Below are 16,364 nucleotides of genomic sequence, written 5' to 3'. Positions count from 1 at the left end.
ATGTCGCGTTTCGCTTCACTCACGCTGGCCCTCGCATGCCTGTCTCTCGCCGTGCCCGCGTTTGCCGCGGACAAGGCGCGTACCCTCGACGACTTCAATACGACGACGGGCTGGTCGGCGATCCATACCGACGATGTGTCGGCGTCGCTGCGTGCCGCGCCGGGACGTGCGGGCAACGCGATCTGCCTTGCCTACGACTTCAACGGCGTGTCCGGTGCCGCCTCCATCCGCAAGACACTGCCGATCGACTATCCGGACGGCTTCGCGCTCAGCTTCGATGTGCGCGGCGCGATGCCGCCGAACACGCTTCAGCTGAAGCTGATCGACGACAGCGGCGACAACGTCTGGTGGTTCCAGCAGACGCACTTTGCCCCGGGTGACGCGTGGAAGCGCGTCGAAGCGACGAGCCGCCAGGTCGAGTTCGCCTGGGGTCCGGTCAAGGACCGTACGCTTCGCCATACGCGCGATGTCGAGTTCGTGGTGTATGCGGAGGCGCAACCGGGGAAGGCCACGAACCGTGGCGAGGTGTGCTTCGACAATCTCCGCCTCACGCCGCGGCGCCCGGCCGCGGTAGCCGTGCCACCGCCAACGCCGAATGCCGTGTTCGAGGCACGTGCGAAGCAGGTGCGCCGCGGACTGTATCCGCGCGGTTTCTCGGGTGAGCAGTCCTACTGGACGATCGTCGGCGTCGACGGAGGCAGTCGCGATTCGGCCTTGATCTCCGAAGATGGCGCGGTGGAAGTGGTTCGTGGCGGCTTCTCCCTCGAGCCGTTCCTGATCGAAAACCGCAAGCTGATCACCTGGGCGGATGTCGCCGCAACGCAGTCGCTGCGCGAGCGCTATCTTCCGATGCCTTCGGTGCACTGGGCTGTCGACGGGCTGACGCTGACGACCACCGCGTTCGCGCAGGGGCCGGCAGGAGCGTCGCATCTGGTGGTGAGCTACCGTGTGGCGAACGACAGCGACACGGCGCGCGATGTCACGCTGGCTTTGGCGGCGCGACCGTTCCAGGTCAATCCGCCGACCCAGTTCCTCAATGCGCCCGGTGGCACGAGCCCGATTCGCGACCTGGCGTGGGATGGCCGCGCCTTGACCGTCAACGGGGAACGGTCGGTCGTGCCGTTGCAAGCGACCACGGCGTTCGTCGCCAGTGCCAACCAGCCGAAGACCCTGAGCGAGCGACTGGATGCGGGTGAGCGCCCGGCCGCTCGTGCGCTTCACGATGATGCGGGCTTTGCGCAAGGCGCCTTGCTCTACGACCTGCATGTACCGGCGAAGGGTCATGTGGATCTTGGCGTGGTCGTGCCAGTGAAGCAGGGCGACATCATGGCCATGCCCGCCGACGCGGGGGCGTGGCTCAGCGCGCAGGCCGATAGCGTCGCAGCGATCTGGCGCGACAAACTCGATCGCGTCGGCATCACGGTGCCCGAGGCGGCGCAGCCGATCGTCGACACGATGAAGAGCGGTATCGCGCAGATCCTCATCTCGCGCGATGGGCCGGCGTTGCAGCCCGGTACGCGTTCGTACTCGCGAACGTGGGTACGCGACGGCGCGATGATGCTCGAGGGTTTGCTCCGTACCGGCCACGACGACGTGGCGGCGGATTTCATCCGTTGGTACGCGCCGCATCAGTTCTCCAGCGGCAAGGTGCCTTGCTGCGTCGATGCACGCGGTTCCGATCCCGTGCCGGAGAACGACAGCCACGGCGAGCTGATCTTCAGCGTCGCCGAGATCTGGCGCTATACGCACGACCGCGCGACGGTCGACGCGCTCTGGCCACACGTCGAAAAGGCCGTGGCTTACATGGAGTCGCTGCGCGCCAGCGAGCGCCAGCCGTCACGGCTTCAGGGTCCGGATCGTGCGCTGTATGGGCTGATGCCAGCGTCGATCAGCCACGAGGGCTATTCGACCAAGCCGATGCATTCGTACTGGGACGATTTCTGGGCACTCAAGGGCTACGACGATGCGATCGAACTCGCCTCGGCGCTCGGGCATTCGGACAAAGTGCCTGTGTACATCGCGTCACGCGATCAGTTCCGCGACGATTTGCACGCTTCCATCGACGCGGCCGTGAAAGCCCATGGCATCGACTACCTTCCCGGGTCCGCCGAGCTCGGCGACTTCGACGCCACCTCCACCACGATCGCACTGTCGCCGGGCGGCGAACAGGCGCGTCTGCCGAAGGCACTCCTCGAGCGCACGTTCGAGAAGTATTGGGAGGCTTTTGTCGCGCGACGCGACGGCACGCTGGCCTGGGAGGACTACACGCCGTATGAGGTGCGCACGATCGCGACCTTCGTACGGTTGGGCTGGCGGGAGCGCGTCGACGGCCTGATCGCCTTCTTCTTCGCCGACCGCCGGCCGGCAGCGTGGAACCAGTGGGCGGAGGTCGTCGGCCGCGACCCGCGCAAGCCACGCTTCGTCGGCGACATGCCCCACGCGTGGATTGCCTCGGACTTTGTCCGCTCGGCACTCGATCTGTTCGCGTACGACCGCACCTCGGACAACAGCATGGTCCTGGCGGCTGGCGTGCAACCGGCGTGGCTGGAAGGCGAGGGTATCGCCGTTCGCGACCTGCGCACGCCGTACGGCCGTCTTGGGTACACGCTGACGGCGAAGGGCAGGAACGTCACGCTGACCCTGACCCAGCCGATCCATCCACCCGGCGGACTGATCCTCTCGCTACCTTCGGGCGAGGTAAAAATCCCCAAGGACGCCAAGGACGCCAAGGTCGCCAAGGTCGCCAAGGTCGTCAGCGTAAAGCTATAGCCCTCGTACGGGGCCCGAACGCTGCCCGTCAGTGCGTCGCCACCCGCGTCCGCAGCAGCGCATCCACCGCCTGCTGCCACTCGGCCGATCCCAGCTTCGCCTGCGGAGCCTCTTCGCCCAGCTTGGTGTTCACCGCCTGGTCCCAGGCCTCGGTGCCCGGGTTAGGCCCGTGGCCGTCGTCGCTGATGGCGAGGGTCTTGTCGACCCAGGCCAGCCACTCCGGGGAACCGAGCGCCGGGTTGGCAGGCGCCGTCTTGCCCGGTGCCGGGGTCGCCGTCGCGGTCGCCGCCGTCGATGTCCCCGCGGCCGGATGACTCGTTGGGGCAGGCCCCTCTGACGGCGAACACGCCGCGATGATGAGAGCCGCCGTAATGGGTATCACCGTGAGCAGAAAGCGCATGGTCAATGAATTCCTCGCGAAGCCGATGGGCCGATGCTAAGGAACCTTCCCCGTCCGGGACTTAAATGGGACGGGGAACTTCGTCTGCCTGTTCAGGTAACCGGACCCGCTGCCGCGGGTTCGCCGATGAATCGGCTCCCACAGGAAGCAGCAACGCGCTGTTGTGGGAGCCGATTTATCGGCGATGAGCGCTCGCCGCAGTGCCAACCGGCGGCTCAGAACTTGCCGGCGCGAAAATCCGCAATGGCCTCGTGAATCTGCGCCGGGGTGTTCATCACGAACGGGCCATATCGGGCCACCGGCTCCGCCAGCGGCCGCCCGGCGACGAGCAGCACGCGTGTGGCGGCGTCGGCCGCGAAGCTCACCGTGTCGCCCTTCGACAGCACCGCCAGCTCACTGCGGGCCAACGATTCACCCGCGACCGTGGCGCTCGTCCCGTCGAACACATACGCAAAGGCGCTGTGCCCTTCAGGCAGGTCGAGTTCGAAGCGCGCGCCCGGATCGAGAGCGATATCGAGGTAAACCGGTTCAGTTGCCACGGCCGACACCGGCCCCTTCGCACCGGCCAGTTCGCCGGCGATGACGCGCACCGTCACTCCCTCGGCCGGCTGCACCCGTGGAATATCGGATGGCGCGATGTCCTGGTAGCGCGGTTCGACCATCTTGTCCGTCGCCGGCAGGTTCACCCAGAGCTGGAAGCCCCACATCAGGCCTTCTTCCTGCTGCGGCATTTCCGAATGCAGGATGCCCCGGCCAGCAGTCATCCACTGCACGCTACCGGGCCCCAGGTCGCCCCGATTGCCATGGTTGTCGCCGTGCTGCATGCGGCCGGCGAGCATGTAGGTCACGGTTTCGAAGCCGCGATGCGGATGCTCGGGAAAGCCTTCGATGTAGTCGTCGGCCTGGTCGGAGCGGAATTCGTCCAGCAACAGGAAGGGGTCCAGCATGTCGAGGGCAGGCTGGCCGATCACACGCTTGAGCTTCACGCCGGCACCGTCGGCGGTATCCATGCCGCGGACGCGACGGACGATGCTTCGTTGGGTCATGACGGTTCTCCGGTAGCAGATGCCACCCAAGATGACGCCAATCGCGAGCCGGGCCAAGACGCACAGGGTGAACGATGCGTTCCTGTGGGAGCCGCTTCAGCGGCGAATCGAAACCCGTGGGAGCCGATTCATCGGCGAATGGTAAATAAACCCGCTGCGCAGCAGCGGTCCCCCCGGGTTGCCAGCCTCGGCCCCCGCCGGAGGAAGAGCATCGCCGATGAATCGGCTCCGACAAATAAATCGGCTCCCACAAGGTGCGGGCTCAGTGCACCCAGTGGCCGGAGCGCTGGCGGGGTGGGCCTTCATCGCCGTCGACGCGCGGGCGGGTCATCGCCGCCAGTTCGTCCTCGGTCGGGGCGTTCTGGCGCCAGTATTCACCGACCGCGTTGAGCACGTCGGGCAGCTGGCCGAGGCACTCGTCGTATTCCTCGTCGGTGAGTTTCTCGAACTCCGCATCGGCCTGGAGCACGCCTTCATCGACGGCCAGGGCCATGATCGGACCGAGCAGCTGCATCAGCGTGGGGTCTTCGGCGAGCCGGTTTTCCCACAGCTGCGCACGCATATCGATGCCGCGACTGAAGCCTTCACACCAGCCGGCCGCGGAAAGCATCGGGCCCTCCTCGGTGTCGATCTCGCCGAGGATGGGCTCATAGGCGTCCACGTCGAGTTCCGCGCTGATCGAATCGTTGAGCTTGGCCAACAAGGCAAGCAGCCGGTTGCCCTCGTCTTCGTCTTCGAACGCGTCGTGCAGGATCTCGTGCAACCACTCTTCCGGCTTCACCTCGAGCGGCCCGATGGCGATCGCCGAGAGCAGGCCATGCAAGCCGTCGAGCATCAGGTCGCCGTCGCCACCGTGCGCACGAAGATAGGTATCGAGGACTTCGAGCTCGGCGTCATCCAGCGAGCTGGGCCATTCGGACTTGGGTGTGTTCAAAGCATCAACTCCAGCGCGACGGGCGCATGGTCGGACGGTTGCTCCCACTTGCGCGGGGCCTTGTCGATGATCGACGAGGTTGCCGACGATTTGAGCGCATCGCTGATCAAGATGAGGTCGATCCGCAGGCCCATGTTGCGGCGGAAGCCGGCCTGGCGGTAGTCCCACCAGCTGAAGAGACCGGCTTCCTCGTTGAACAGGCGGAAGCTGTCATGAAGGCCGATATCGAACAGCGCCTGCAGCGCGGCGCGCTCCGGCGGCGAGCAGAAAATGTCTTCACCCCAGGCCACGGGATCGTAGACATCGCGATCGTCGCGGCAGATGTTGAAGTCCCCGAGCACGACCAGCCTGGGATATTTCGTGGCCTGTTCCTGGAGGAAGTCGCGGACCTTCGCCAGCCAGTGCAGTTTGTAGGTGTACTTCTCGTCGCCCAGGGCCTTGCCGTTGACCACGTAGAGATTGACCACGCGGATGTCGCCAACGGTGGCGGCGAGGATGCGACGTTGGGGGTCGTCCAGGCCTTCAATATCGGTGACGACATCCGTCAGTTCGTTGCGAGCGAGGATGGCCACACCGTTGTAGGTCTTCTGCCCGGAGAACACGGCCTTGTAGCCCATGGCCGCGATCTCGTCGACGGGGAACTTGTCGTCGGTGAGCTTGGTTTCCTGCAGCGCGATGATGTCCGGCTGCGCCTCACCCAGCCACTGCTGGAGATGGGGCAGACGGACCTTCAGCGAATTGACGTTCCACGACGCGATCTTCATGGCGCCATTGTAAAGGAACGGCCGCGCGACGGTCCGCGCGGCCGGTACCTCAGACGACCAGGCCGTAGCTCTTCAGCAGGGCATCCGGTTGCGGCTCGCGGCCGCGGAAGGCCTTGAACGAAACCAGCGCCGGCCGTGTCGCGCCCACGGCGAGAATTTCCTCGCGGAAGCGCTGGCCGGTTGCGCGGTCCAGCACGCCGGCTTGCTCGAACGGCTCGAACGCGTCGGCCGACAGGACCTCGGCCCACAAATAGCTGTAGTAGCCAGCCGAGTAACCACCCGCGAAAATGTGGGTGAAGGCGTGCGGGAAACGCTGCCAGGCCGGCGGGTGCATGACGGCCACTTCGTGCCGAACTTGCTCGAGCACGTCGAGCGGGCGCGCACCCTGGGCGGGGTCGTACTCCAGGTGCAGGCGGAAGTCGAAAAGGGCGAACTCCAGCTGGCGGACGAGGAACAGACCGGCGTGGAAATGACGCGCATCCAGCATTCGCTGGTACAGATCGTCGGGCAACGGTTCGCCCGTCTCGTAGTGCTTCGCGAACAGGCGGAGCGCCTCGCGATCCCAGGCGAAGTTCTCCATGAACTGACTGGGCAATTCCACGGCGTCCCATTCGACGCCATCGATGCCGCCGACCGACGGAATATCGACCTCGGTCAACATGTGATGCAGGCCGTGGCCGAATTCGTGGAAGAGGGTGAGCAGGTCGTCGTGGGTCAGCAGCGCGGGGGCGCCATCTGTCGGCGGCGGGAAGTTGCAGGTCAGGAAAACAATGGGCAGCTGGAAATGCTCCCCGTCGCGGAAGCGCGACTCGCAGGTATCCATCCAGGCGCCGCCACGCTTGCCCGAGCGTGCGTAGAGATCCAGGTAGGCGCCGGCGAAAATCGAACCGTCCGCATTCATGACGTCGTAGTAGCGGACGTCCTTGTGCCAGGTGTCGACGTCGTCGCGAGCAGCGAAACGGACGCCGTACAGGCGTTCGACCACGGCGAAAAGGCCATCAATGGCGCCAGACGCCGGGAAGTACGGCTTGATCTGCTCCTCGTCCAGCGCATAGCGCTGCTGACGCAGACGCTCGGAGGCGAAACCGACATCCCAGGGTTCGAGGTTGTCCAGCTTCAGTTCGTCCGAGGCGAAGCGGCGCAGTTCTTCCAGTTCCTTCTTCGCCACCGGCTTGGCCCGGGCCGCCAGGTCATGGAGAAAGGCGAGCACGATATCGGGCGAGGTGGCCATCTTGGTCGCCAGGGACTCCTCGGCGGCATTGGCGAAGCCGAGCAACTGGGCCGCCTCGTGGCGCAAGGCCACGATTTTCTCGATGCGTTCGGAGTTGTCGAACTTGCCCTTGTCCGGACCCTGGTCGGAGGCGCGGGTCTGGTAGGCGTAGTACACCGCCTCACGCAGATCGCGATTCTCCGCGTAGGTCAGCACGGCCTGGACGCTGGGCTGCTTCAGGGTCACCAGGTAACCGTCCAGCGATTCCTCGCGGGCGTATTCGCGCAGCACGGCGCGGCCGGAAGCGGGGATCCCGGCGAGGTCGCGCTCGTCGGTGATGTGCTTGCGCCAGGCCTCGCTGGCGTCGAGCACCGCGTTGGAGAACTCGGTGGTCAGCTTGGACAGCTCGACCCCGATCTCGCGAAAACGGCTGCGCGCAGGCTCTTCCAGGGCGACCCCAGACAGGCGGAAATCACGCAGGGCGTGCTCGACGGCTGCCCGGGCTGCGACGGGCAGGTCGGCAAAGTCGCTGCGATCCGCCACGGCCTGCACGGCGGCGTACAGATCGCGGTTCTGGCCGACTTCAATCCCATGATCGGTAAGCTTTTCTTCCGCCGCGCCGTGCGCTTTGCGCAGGGCCTCGGAGTCGGCCACCGAATGCAGGTGACTGACCGGCGACCACGCCCGGGAGAGCACCTGATCCAGCCGCTCCTGCGCCAGCAGAACATGGTCGAAATCGCGCACGGCATCGGCGGCGGCGATCCGGTCGAGGGCGACGCGCTGCTCGGCGATCAGGCTGTCGATCGCCGGCTCGATGTGTTCCGGGCGGATCGCCGAGAAGGCCGGCAGGCCGTTCGGGTCCAGAAGGGGGTTGGTGCTGCTGTCCATCGGTGATCTCCTGTCAGGCGTCCAGCGTGGTGTTGCGGCCCAGCCAAATCAAGCCAGATAGTCGTCTTTCAGGCGCACATAGTTGGCCGCCGAGTAATAAAGCTGGGCCACCTGAGCCTCGCTGAGCACCCTGACCATCTTCGCCGGATTGCCTAGCCAGAGCTCCCGCTCGCCGACGATCTTTCCGGGCGGAACCACCGCCCCCGCGCCGACGAAGCCATTTTTCCGGATGACCGCGCCATCCAGCACGGTGGCATGCATGCCGATGAGGCAGCCGTCCTCGATGGTGCAGGCGTGGATCACGGCGCCGTGACCGATGGTCACGTCTTCGCCGATGATCGTCGGGAAGCCACCGGGCGAGTACGGCCCGTCGTGGGTGACGTGGATGATCGCGCCATCCTGCAGGTTGCTGCGGGCGCCGATGCGGATGTGATGGACATCGCCCCGGGCGACGGCGCCAGGCCAGATGGAGGCGTCGTCGCCCAGCTCCACGTCACCGATGACGGTGGCCGCGGGGTCGACGTAAACCCGCGCGCCGAGGCGGGGGTGGATGCCCTTGAAGGGCCGGATCGAGGTAGGCATGGCGCCATTCTAGTCGGACGCGCCATGCCTACCGTGGGCGTTACATGAACGAGCCACCCACGATGCGACCCTCGGCATCGAGCTTCGGGAAGTAGCGGCTGTTGTTCTGGCGCATTTCCCGGGTGGTCATCATGTCCGGCGTGACCAGCACGACGTCCGGATAGGCGGCGTGGAACTGGGCGGGCGTGGGCTTCGTGGCGATAAAGGCATCGAAGGCCTTCAGATCGGTGACGAACCCGGCGACCGGCTTGGGCTGGGCAGCGGGCACGGTCTGCGGAGCGGACTGACATGCCACGAGGGCGGCGGCGCCGAGCACGGCGGTAAAGAAGAGGACGGCGAGACGATGCATGGGAGGCTCCTTGCCTGAGGGAGCCTCAATTATGCCGTGGCCTCCAGGGCCGGATCATGAACGGATCGTGTCTTCGCCTAACCGTTTCGCCGACGAATTGCGTCAGCCTTCGCCTCGTCCTCGGCGGTGACGACGCGCTGCTGGGCGTCGAGCTTCGCGCCCAGGATGATCAGCGTGTAGTTGGTCGGATCGTAATCGCGCAACAGCGCGATCTCACGACGCGCCTCTTCGAGTTCGCGACGGTTGATCTGCCGTTCGATTTCCTGCGAGGCGAACGGCAACGTTTCGCGAAGCGCATCCTGTGCCGTGGCGTTCTTCGGATCCAGCTGACTGACGCTGAGGTAGTACTCGTAGGCGTTGTTACCCTGAGGCGCGACGAGGCGGCCTTCCTTTGTGGCATCGCGCGCCAAGCCGAGAAGAATGTCGATTTCCGGCGCGGCGCCCGACGAAGCGCCGGCATCGCTGCTCACGGCGCCCGAGGCGTCTGTGGATGACGTCGCCTGATGGCCGCGAAACGCGACGAGGCCGACGATGACCGCGAGCGCGACCACACCAACGGCAATAGCGAGAACCGTGCGTCGGGGAAACGCCGCGGTAAGTGTCTGGGACATGGGGGTGGTTCCGTGGCGCACCCGCAACCAGGCCGTCCCCCTGTTGGACGACCCCAGCGGGCTTGTCATCTTGGCGGCGGATTGTTGCAGTCACGTTGCGGCCGGTCAGATCATGGACACAGGATTACGGCTCATGCCGCGAGCGGCTCGCGACCGTCATGCCCCACGTAGGCATTCTCGACACCCGGCAGGGAAAAAGCGAAAGCGCACGGTCTCGCGATGCGCATCGATGATCGGCTGGAACACGTGCTTCAGGTGCCCGAGGCGCTCGTCGGGCGACATACCGAGCCATTCGGGCTGGGTCTTGACCAGCATGAAAACGGTGAGCGGGAAGGTGCCGCGAGTGCTGTTCATGGGCTTTCCTGTGTGATGTCATGGGATGTGCCTCACATTCTGGAGCGCGAGGGCAGTGCCGGTTACACCACCAATGCGGTCGCCGAGCGCGCCGGAGTGAGCATCGGATCGCTCTACCAGCGCGCCGTCGTGGACGCCGCCGGACAGCGCGGCGATACCGACGCGCAGGCACTGGAGACACGGGTGATGAAGGCCGTGAGCGGCTACCTGGGCGGCTGACGTCCCCGACGGCCGTGTCGCCGCGCTAGATTTGGGCAAGCCACAGGCGTCCGGCCACGTTTAGATGTGCCCACTGCCCGGGAAAGGAACGCCTCCATGATCTTCGTCCTTGCTCTGCTCATCGGCGTCGTTGCCGGCCTCCGCGCGATGATGGCTCCGGCCGCCGTCGCCTTCGCCGCCCGTTTCGGCGGCCTCGCACTCGCGGGCACGCCCCTCGCCTTCATGGGCTACGCCTGGACGCCCTGGATCTTCGGCATCGCCGCGCTCGGCGAACTGATCACCGACCAGCTGCCGTCCACGCCGAGCCGCAAGATTCCCGTCCAGTTCGGCACCCGTATCGTGACCGGCGCCCTGTCCGGCGCCTGCATCGGCGCCGCTCACGATGCCCTGGTCATCGGCCTGGTCGCCGGTGCCATCGGTGCCGTCCTTGGCACGTATGGCGGCTCGGCGGCCCGCACGAAGATGGCCGCTGCCTTCCGCAGCGACCGCCCCGCCGCCATCGTCGAAGACGTCGTGGCGATCGCTCTCGCGGCCCTGGTCGTCTTCCTGGCCTGATTACCGCGGTTGCGTCGCGGTCAGAACTTCGCGTTGAGGTTCACGAAGTACTGGCGCGGCGCACCGGCCATCAGGGTCTGGTTGTAGCCGTCCGGATCGGAGGCGACGTAGCCGTTCGTGCCGGTCGAAGCGAAGTAGCGCTTGTCGAGCAGGTTGGTCACGTTGAAACCGATGCTCATCTCCTTGAGCACCGACAGGTTGCCGATGTCGTAGGCGAGACCGGCATCGACCACCCAATACGACGGCACGGACGAATCGTCGGTGTAGGTGATGTAGCGGCGGCCGGTGTACTTGCCTTCGACGTTCGCGCGCCAGCCCGCGATCTCGTAGCTCACCGAGCTGGAGAACATCGTCTTCGGCACGCCGACCACGTACTTGCCCGCCGTGTGGACGGTGCCCGAGTTCTGGTAGTCGTCCTGGTACTTGGAGTTGTTGTACGAGAATGAGTTGAGCCAGCTCAGGCCCTGCACCGGCTTCCAGAGGAAGGCGACGTCCGCGCCGCGACTCTTCACATCGCCCACGTTGTTCAGCGACGCGGCGCAGGTGACCACCGCCGGGCACGGCGTCGTCGCCAGCAGGCGGTTTTCGAAGCGCGTGTAGAACAGGCCCAGCGAAGCCTCGAAGGTTTCGCCATGGGCGCGATAACCCGTCTGCCAGGTCTGTGATTCTTCCGGCTTGAGGTGGTCCTTCGCCGCATCGAACGCGGCCTGCGATGTGCTGAACGGTGTGATGCCGAAGGCGGAGATGTTCTTCGCGTAGGAGGCGTAGATATCCTGGTTGGCGTCGAGCTTGTAGTCGACGCCGGCCTGCGGCAGGAAGCCCTTCTTCGCACGCATCTGGCCCTGCGCAAAGGCCGTCGTCGGCACCAGCGAGGTCGCGTCCGTGGTGACGCGCAGCGACTTCGCACCAAAGTTGATCGTCAGCTGGTCGTCGAGGAGATGGATGGTGTCCTCGGCGTAGCCCATCCGCGTCTTGGTTTCATAATGCTGCAGGAAGGCGCGCAGGAACGGATCCTGGTCGTTGTAGACCGTGTACAGCGCCGTGTACTGGCCGCTCAGGGTGAAGTAGTTGCGCTCCTGGTTGGTGTTGGAGTCCTCGCCCCAGATGCCCACCTCGATATCGTTGTTGCCAACGCTGAACTTGAGCGCCGAGGTGATGCCGTAGCGATCCAGGCCGTAGTCCGTGGTGCGCATCGAAATCGGAACGGTCGGCGACGAAGCCTGGTAGGGCGTAGCCCACTGACCTTCACCGCGATCCGCGTGGTAATAACCGGTCGTGTCGAGCGTCGCGCCGCCGAGGTTGAACGAGCCGGACAGGCCGGTCAGGGTGTCACGACGAATACCGCCGCCCGCGTAGTACGTCGCGTCGCCCTTGTCGTAGTCGGCCGGCAGGCCATTGAGCGATGCCGGGTATTGTCCCTTGCCATTGAGCGCGTTGGCGATCTGCACGGCCGAGTTCCAGTCCGGCTGCAGATAGTCCCAGTTCCAGCCCAGCGCGCGCTGGCTGGTCAGGGACAGGTCCATGTAGTCGTATTCCTTGCGCTTGCTGCTGTCGACAAACAGGCTGATACGGTTGCCGTCGCCCCACTGATACAAGGCTTTCAGGTTCGCCTGGTTCGACTTCTGGTCGCCGTAGCCCTTCCACTTGTCCGTGTCGGCGTTGGCGAACGACACGTACATCGAGAAGCCGTGGTAATCGCCCGAATCGACGCGCGCGAACGTGCGATGGGTCGAATCCGAGCCGATCACCTGGTTCAGGCGAACGCCGGGCTTCATGTCCGGATCGGCCGAGTAGAACTGCACCGTGCCGCCGAGATTGGTGTTCGAGGCCGTACCGAGCGCACCCGCGCCCTGGGCTAGTTCGACCGTCGCAAGGTTTTCGGTGGTGATGGCGCGCGTCACCTGCAGGCCGTCGGTCACGCCATAGCCCATCGTGCCGAGGGGAATGCCGTCCAGCGTGAAGCCCAGGCGCGACTGGTCGAAGCCATGCAGCGTGATCTGGGTCGACCACTCGTAGGCGCCCCAGGGATCGGCGGACTGGAACTGCACGCCTGGCAACTTGTCGAGCGCTTTCAATGCGCTGGTGCCGGGCGTCTGCTGTTTGGTGATCTCCTCGACACCGATGCTCTGGATCTGTCGCGTTTCACCTGGCGCGATCACGGAAACGGCATCGAGCTGCTTCGCGTCCTTGGTGGTCGCGGCGGCGTTGTCCGCGGCGGGTGCGGCCTTGTCGTCATCGGCGGCGTGGACGAAACCGGCATGCAGCGACAGTGCAAGTGCGGTGGCGAGGGCGGTGCGACGGAGCGAAGCACGTGCGAACGTCATCGGGTCGATCCCCTGGAGGTGTAAAACCAGAGAGAGTCGCGGCTGCGCATGTATCGCCGTTTACTTGCAGATGACGGCTGGTTGACGGTGGATCAAAGCGTGATCCCGTTATCTTCGCGCTGGTTTTGTCCAAGGCGCGGTTTTCATCCAAGTGGGTTTCGGACTTCTGGACGTCCGTAAGCTGTGACGCTTCCCGAAACGCGCTACAGTCGAACGTCATTCGTCATTGCGCACCGGGCCCTCATGATCGACTGGACCGCCGTCACCACCGTCCTTTCCGTCTACGTCGTCGGCGTGATCATCCCCGGCCCGAATTTCGTCGCCGTGGCGCACAAGGCCGCCTCGACCACCACCCGCGAGGCGCTGGCCCTGGTCGCCGGCGTCGCGGTGGTGAACCTGTTCTGGGCGAGTTGTTCCATCCTGGGCGTCGGCATCGTCTTCGCGACATTCCCGTGGATCGCGCTGGCCGTGAAGATCACGGGTGCGGCGTATCTGGTCTGGTTCGGCGGTCGCCTGATCCTCAAGGCGGGGAATGCGGGCACGAGTCTGCCGCCGGCCAGCGGGCGGAGCCTTGGGCAGGCGTTCCGCACCGGCGTCGCCACGAATATCGCCAACCCGAAGTCGATAGCCTTTTTTGCGGCCGTGTTCGCCGCAGCCGCACCCAGGCATGTCTCGATGCCCACCTTTCTCGGCATGCTCGCCACCGTGGCGATCGTGGCCTCGGCCTGGTACGGCATCGTGGCCATCGTGTTCGCCACGCCGAGCGTGGCGACACGTTATCGGCGTGGAAAGGCCTGGATCGATCGCTTCTGTGGTGGCGTGATCGTCGCGCTGGGAATTCGCCAACTGGTTCGCTGAAAAACACCGGTCATACGGCCAGCCTGAGCTCGGGCAAGAGCAGGAGGTTCCGATGCGTCTCACAATCCAACTCATGGGGCCCGCCGCGGCGGTCCTGGCGCTGGCGGGATGCGTCACCGCGCCCGCGGAAGTCGCCGTCATCCCGACAGTCGCCCCGATCGCCGTTTCCTGCCAGACGGAGGCGATCACCGACCAGCCCTGCATCGCCATGGCTCGCAAGCGTTGCAACACGCCGACCGTGGATACGATCCGCCTGGTCCTGGCGAAACAGGTTCCTGCCGACGCGCAGACCACGCCAAAAACGGTCTATGAGTACCAGGCGACCTACGCCTGTCCGGAACAGCCCGTCGCCGCGCTGCCCTGAACCGCGGAAGTCAAAGCGCCGCCGTGGCCCGTTCCAGCCCGGCGATGAAGTGCATCGCGTAGTCGCGATCCGGGCCACACATCTCTTCGTCGGGCCGCAGTCCACCGCAGACCTTCGGCCGTTCAGGCCGGCCGAAGATGGCGCAGCGATTGTCGTCGGTCAGCTGCACGCAACGCACACCGGCCGGCTTACCGTGAGGCATGCCGGGGATCGGCGAGCTGATGGAGGGCGCGATGCAGCAGGCACCGCAGCCCATGCGGCAGGACAACGACATGCTGATGTTCCGGCGTGAGATCAGTATCGCTGGCGCAGAAGGTTATAGACAGGATCCGTATCCGGTCGCTGACCATGCCAGCGCTCGAACGCATCCGCGGCCTGCTCGACGAGCATGCCCAGGCCGTCGCGGAAATAGCGCGTGCCTGCGGCTGTGGCCCAGCCCTTGAAGTCCGCGGCGGCGGCGCCGTAGCAGAGGTCGTAGCAGGTGCTGTGATCCTGCAGGATCGACATCGGCAGGTCGAAGCTGCCGCCGATGACACCAATCGACGTGGCGTTGACGACCAGGTCGAAGCACTTGCCTTCCAGGTCGTCCCAGTAACGGGTATGGCAACGGGCCGGCTCGCCGATGGCGTCGGCCAACTCGTCGGCGCGATCGGGGCTGCGGTTGACGATGGTCAGGGTCTGGACGCCCGCGTCCATCAGCGCCCAGGCAACGGCACGTGCCGCGCCGCCGGCGCCGAGCAGGAGGGCGTCGTGCCCACGCAGGTCGAGCGAATGACGTTCGGTGATGTCACGGACGAAGCCGCTGCCATCGGTGTTGTGTGCCTGGAGCTTGCCGCCGACCAGCGGCGTGAGCGTATTGGCGGCCCCCGCGCGAATCGCGGCTTCCGAGCGCTCGGCCGCGACATTCAGCGCGGCGATTTTGTGCGGCATGGTGACGTTGGCACCAAGGCCGCCTTCGGCGAAGAAGCGGCGCACGGCCGGCTCGAACTGATCCGGCGCGGCATCGATGGTCTCGTAGCTCAGACGGATGCCGAGCTGGTCGGCGAAGGCCTGGTGGATCTGCGGGGACAGCGAATGCGCGATCGGGTGACCGAACACGGCAAAACGGTGCGCTTCAGCGCTCATGGACACTCCTGGATCGACGCCGGACGGAACCTGCCCGGTAGGCCAATTCTAACGCCGCCTACGGGTAACCGGGCTTGCCGACCTCGTCGGGCGATTGCGGCACCCGGCGCATCTGCTCGACCGGGAACCCCTGCTGACGCGCCACGTCGAGCAGACGCTGATAGACGGCATCGTCGATGCGACGGTCCTTCGACATGATCCAGAGCAGTTTGCGCGACGGCAGGCCGACCATGCTGACGCGGTAGTCGTCGGAAAGGGCGAGGATCATGTAGTCGGAGCGGAAGGGCCAGAGCAACTGCACCTTCCAGCGGCTGGCATCCTTGGGGTCGGGGAGCCAGGCCTTGCCGTGCCAGGTCTTTGCCGGCTGATCGAAGCCCTTGCGGTAGTGGTAGATATTGTCGATCTGGCCATCGGGCCGGAGCGTGTATTCGTCGGCCGTGGCCACCTTGCCGCGTTCGGCAAAGTTGGGGATGTTCCCCATGACGTACCAGGTGCCCATGTAACGGGGCAGGTCCACCTGGCCCACCGTTTTCAGCGGGGCATCGGCGGCACAGCCGGCGGTCGCCATGCCGGCGGCGAGAAGGAGAGCCAGGGAGAGTCGGGTCATGGCCCAGCGTGGGCGGCGCCGTGTCACGGTGGGGTCAACGGGTCGCGATCCCTGAGACGGGGGGTGCCTAGCCTGAGCCCTACCGACCCCCGTCCCGGAGTTACGCCATGAACGACACGCTCTCGCCCCGTCGCCTCCGCGCCCTGATCGCCCTCGGCTGGCTGGCGGTCGGAACCCTGGTCCTGCTGGTGACACCGCTCTCGGCGCATAGCGAATCGCTGGGCTGGACGCCGGCGTTCTGGCTGATGCTGGCGCCGGCGAGCGTGCTGGTGGCCATGAGGCCGGGCCTGCCGCTTTCCCTGTTGGCTGCGCTGTTCCGGCGTTGACCGGCGCTCCATGTAGGAGCCGATTTATCGGCGAATCGAAGCCTGTAGGAGCCGATTCATCGGCGAATGGTAAATAAAC

19 protein-coding genes are annotated in these 16,364 nt (G+C 65.6%); 6 read left to right on the top strand and 13 right to left on the bottom strand.

Annotated elements, in window-relative coordinates; translation table 11 throughout:
* Nucleotides 1–2,769 (top strand): glycoside hydrolase family 15 protein, encoded by a 2,769-nt coding sequence (locus BJI69_RS07550; protein ID WP_046968077.1) that lies wholly within the window; start codon nucleotides 1–3, stop codon nucleotides 2,767–2,769.
* A 28-nt stretch (nucleotides 2,770–2,797) separates the two neighbouring features.
* Here BJI69_RS07550 and BJI69_RS07545 read toward each other — a convergent pair whose 3' ends face one another.
* The 9 genes from BJI69_RS07545 to BJI69_RS07505 all read right to left on the bottom strand — a co-directional run bounded on the left by BJI69_RS07545 (nucleotide 2,798) and on the right by BJI69_RS07505 (nucleotide 9,907).
* Entirely contained in the window at nucleotides 2,798–3,169 is a 372-nt protein-coding gene (locus BJI69_RS07545; RefSeq protein WP_046968078.1) for a hypothetical protein, read from the bottom strand.
* A gap of 215 nt (nucleotides 3,170–3,384) precedes the next feature.
* Complete coding sequence (locus BJI69_RS07540; protein ID WP_046968079.1) at nucleotides 3,385–4,215, bottom strand: pirin family protein; 831 nt, start codon at nucleotides 4,213–4,215, stop codon at nucleotides 3,385–3,387.
* Nucleotides 4,216–4,477: 262 nt separating this feature from the next.
* Entirely contained in the window at nucleotides 4,478–5,149 is a 672-nt protein-coding gene (locus BJI69_RS07535; RefSeq protein ID WP_046968080.1) for a YecA/YgfB family protein, read from the bottom strand.
* Nucleotides 5,146–5,913 carry an exodeoxyribonuclease III gene (xth, locus tag BJI69_RS07530; RefSeq protein WP_046968081.1) on the bottom strand — a complete coding sequence of 256 codons (768 nt, stop codon included), beginning with the start codon at nucleotides 5,911–5,913 and terminating at the stop codon, nucleotides 5,146–5,148. The genes BJI69_RS07535 and xth overlap by 4 nt, the downstream gene beginning before the upstream one ends.
* 49 nt (nucleotides 5,914–5,962) lie before the next feature.
* On the bottom strand, nucleotides 5,963–8,011 hold the full coding sequence (locus BJI69_RS07525; RefSeq protein ID WP_046968082.1) for a M3 family metallopeptidase: 2,049 nt from the start codon (nucleotides 8,009–8,011) through the stop codon (nucleotides 5,963–5,965).
* A gap of 48 nt (nucleotides 8,012–8,059) precedes the next feature.
* Nucleotides 8,060–8,593: a gamma carbonic anhydrase family protein gene (locus tag BJI69_RS07520; protein WP_046968083.1), complete on the bottom strand. Its 534-nt coding sequence runs from the start codon at nucleotides 8,591–8,593 to the stop codon at nucleotides 8,060–8,062.
* A 40-nt stretch (nucleotides 8,594–8,633) separates the two neighbouring features.
* Nucleotides 8,634–8,942, bottom strand: a complete 309-nt coding sequence (locus BJI69_RS07515; RefSeq protein WP_052767229.1) for a hypothetical protein — start codon at nucleotides 8,940–8,942, stop codon at nucleotides 8,634–8,636.
* Nucleotides 8,943–9,019: 77 nt separating this feature from the next.
* Nucleotides 9,020–9,553, bottom strand: a complete 534-nt coding sequence (locus BJI69_RS07510; protein ID WP_046968084.1) for a hypothetical protein — start codon at nucleotides 9,551–9,553, stop codon at nucleotides 9,020–9,022.
* A gap of 156 nt (nucleotides 9,554–9,709) precedes the next feature.
* Nucleotides 9,710–9,907, bottom strand: coding sequence for a darcynin family protein (locus BJI69_RS07505; RefSeq protein WP_046968085.1), 198 nt, complete (start codon nucleotides 9,905–9,907; stop codon nucleotides 9,710–9,712).
* Nucleotides 9,908–9,934: 27 nt separating this feature from the next.
* Here BJI69_RS07505 and BJI69_RS07500 point away from each other — a divergent pair, with 27 nt between their 5' ends.
* The gene (locus BJI69_RS07500; protein ID WP_211258515.1) at nucleotides 9,935–10,126 is read left to right on the top strand and encodes a TetR family transcriptional regulator; all 192 of its coding nucleotides are present in this window, start codon (nucleotides 9,935–9,937) and stop codon (nucleotides 10,124–10,126) included.
* 96 nt (nucleotides 10,127–10,222) lie between these two features.
* Entirely contained in the window at nucleotides 10,223–10,681 is a 459-nt protein-coding gene (locus BJI69_RS07495) for a membrane protein (protein ID WP_046968087.1), read from the top strand.
* A gap of 20 nt (nucleotides 10,682–10,701) precedes the next feature.
* On the opposite strand, the gene BJI69_RS07490 is transcribed toward BJI69_RS07495, so the two are convergent.
* On the bottom strand, nucleotides 10,702–13,005 hold the full coding sequence (locus tag BJI69_RS07490; RefSeq protein WP_046968088.1) for a TonB-dependent receptor: 2,304 nt from the start codon (nucleotides 13,003–13,005) through the stop codon (nucleotides 10,702–10,704).
* Nucleotides 13,006–13,248: 243 nt separating this feature from the next.
* Here BJI69_RS07490 and BJI69_RS07485 point away from each other — a divergent pair, with 243 nt between their 5' ends.
* Nucleotides 13,249–13,863, top strand: a complete 615-nt coding sequence (locus BJI69_RS07485) for a LysE family translocator (protein ID WP_046968089.1) — start codon at nucleotides 13,249–13,251, stop codon at nucleotides 13,861–13,863.
* Nucleotides 13,864–13,915: 52 nt separating this feature from the next.
* Complete coding sequence (locus tag BJI69_RS07480; protein ID WP_125903007.1) at nucleotides 13,916–14,227, top strand: hypothetical protein; 312 nt, start codon at nucleotides 13,916–13,918, stop codon at nucleotides 14,225–14,227.
* 10 nt (nucleotides 14,228–14,237) lie between these two features.
* On the opposite strand, the gene BJI69_RS07475 is transcribed toward BJI69_RS07480, so the two are convergent.
* From BJI69_RS07475 to BJI69_RS07465, 3 genes are read right to left on the bottom strand one after another with little or no spacing between them, the layout of a single operon-like run.
* Nucleotides 14,238–14,501 (bottom strand): YkgJ family cysteine cluster protein, encoded by a 264-nt coding sequence (locus tag BJI69_RS07475; RefSeq protein ID WP_046968091.1) that lies wholly within the window; start codon nucleotides 14,499–14,501, stop codon nucleotides 14,238–14,240.
* A gap of 20 nt (nucleotides 14,502–14,521) precedes the next feature.
* Entirely contained in the window at nucleotides 14,522–15,352 is an 831-nt protein-coding gene (gene aroE, locus BJI69_RS07470; protein WP_046968092.1) for a shikimate dehydrogenase, read from the bottom strand.
* 58 nt (nucleotides 15,353–15,410) lie between these two features.
* On the bottom strand, nucleotides 15,411–15,959 hold the full coding sequence (locus tag BJI69_RS07465) for a lipocalin family protein (RefSeq protein ID WP_052767230.1): 549 nt from the start codon (nucleotides 15,957–15,959) through the stop codon (nucleotides 15,411–15,413).
* A gap of 107 nt (nucleotides 15,960–16,066) precedes the next feature.
* Between BJI69_RS07465 and BJI69_RS07460 the strand changes: the two genes are divergently transcribed.
* A complete protein-coding gene (locus BJI69_RS07460) occupies nucleotides 16,067–16,285 on the top strand; it encodes a hypothetical protein (protein WP_046968093.1) in 219 nt (72 codons plus the stop codon).
* The last annotated feature ends 79 nt before the right edge of the window (nucleotides 16,286–16,364 follow it).

It is taken from the genome of Luteibacter rhizovicinus DSM 16549, from assembly GCF_001887595.1.
Lineage (GTDB): Bacteria > Pseudomonadota > Gammaproteobacteria > Xanthomonadales > Rhodanobacteraceae > Luteibacter > Luteibacter rhizovicinus.
This window is presented reverse-complemented; position numbering and strand designations above follow the sequence as displayed.

Excerpts from the sequence above, each read along its gene's own strand:
- BJI69_RS07550 (WP_046968077.1), top strand. The coding sequence starts at position 1 with ATGTCGCGTTTCGCTTCACTCACGCTGGCCCTCGCATGCCTGTCTCTC.
- BJI69_RS07545 (WP_046968078.1), bottom strand. The coding sequence starts at position 3,169 with ATGCGCTTTCTGCTCACGGTGATACCCATTACGGCGGCTCTCATCATC.
- BJI69_RS07540 (WP_046968079.1), bottom strand. The coding sequence starts at position 4,215 with ATGACCCAACGAAGCATCGTCCGTCGCGTCCGCGGCATGGATACCGCC.
- xth (WP_046968081.1), bottom strand. The coding sequence starts at position 5,913 with ATGAAGATCGCGTCGTGGAACGTCAATTCGCTGAAGGTCCGTCTGCCC.
- BJI69_RS07525 (WP_046968082.1), bottom strand. The coding sequence starts at position 8,011 with ATGGACAGCAGCACCAACCCCCTTCTGGACCCGAACGGCCTGCCGGCC.
- BJI69_RS07520 (WP_046968083.1), bottom strand. The coding sequence starts at position 8,593 with ATGCCTACCTCGATCCGGCCCTTCAAGGGCATCCACCCCCGCCTCGGC.
- BJI69_RS07515 (WP_052767229.1), bottom strand. The coding sequence starts at position 8,942 with ATGCATCGTCTCGCCGTCCTCTTCTTTACCGCCGTGCTCGGCGCCGCC.
- BJI69_RS07510 (WP_046968084.1), bottom strand. The coding sequence starts at position 9,553 with ATGTCCCAGACACTTACCGCGGCGTTTCCCCGACGCACGGTTCTCGCT.
- BJI69_RS07505 (WP_046968085.1), bottom strand. The coding sequence starts at position 9,907 with ATGAACAGCACTCGCGGCACCTTCCCGCTCACCGTTTTCATGCTGGTC.
- BJI69_RS07495 (WP_046968087.1), top strand. The coding sequence starts at position 10,223 with ATGATCTTCGTCCTTGCTCTGCTCATCGGCGTCGTTGCCGGCCTCCGC.
- BJI69_RS07490 (WP_046968088.1), bottom strand. The coding sequence starts at position 13,005 with ATGACGTTCGCACGTGCTTCGCTCCGTCGCACCGCCCTCGCCACCGCA.
- BJI69_RS07485 (WP_046968089.1), top strand. The coding sequence starts at position 13,249 with ATGATCGACTGGACCGCCGTCACCACCGTCCTTTCCGTCTACGTCGTC.
- BJI69_RS07480 (WP_125903007.1), top strand. The coding sequence starts at position 13,916 with ATGCGTCTCACAATCCAACTCATGGGGCCCGCCGCGGCGGTCCTGGCG.
- BJI69_RS07475 (WP_046968091.1), bottom strand. The coding sequence starts at position 14,501 with ATGTCGTTGTCCTGCCGCATGGGCTGCGGTGCCTGCTGCATCGCGCCC.
- aroE (WP_046968092.1), bottom strand. The coding sequence starts at position 15,352 with ATGAGCGCTGAAGCGCACCGTTTTGCCGTGTTCGGTCACCCGATCGCG.
- BJI69_RS07465 (WP_052767230.1), bottom strand. The coding sequence starts at position 15,959 with ATGACCCGACTCTCCCTGGCTCTCCTTCTCGCCGCCGGCATGGCGACC.
- BJI69_RS07460 (WP_046968093.1), top strand. The coding sequence starts at position 16,067 with ATGAACGACACGCTCTCGCCCCGTCGCCTCCGCGCCCTGATCGCCCTC.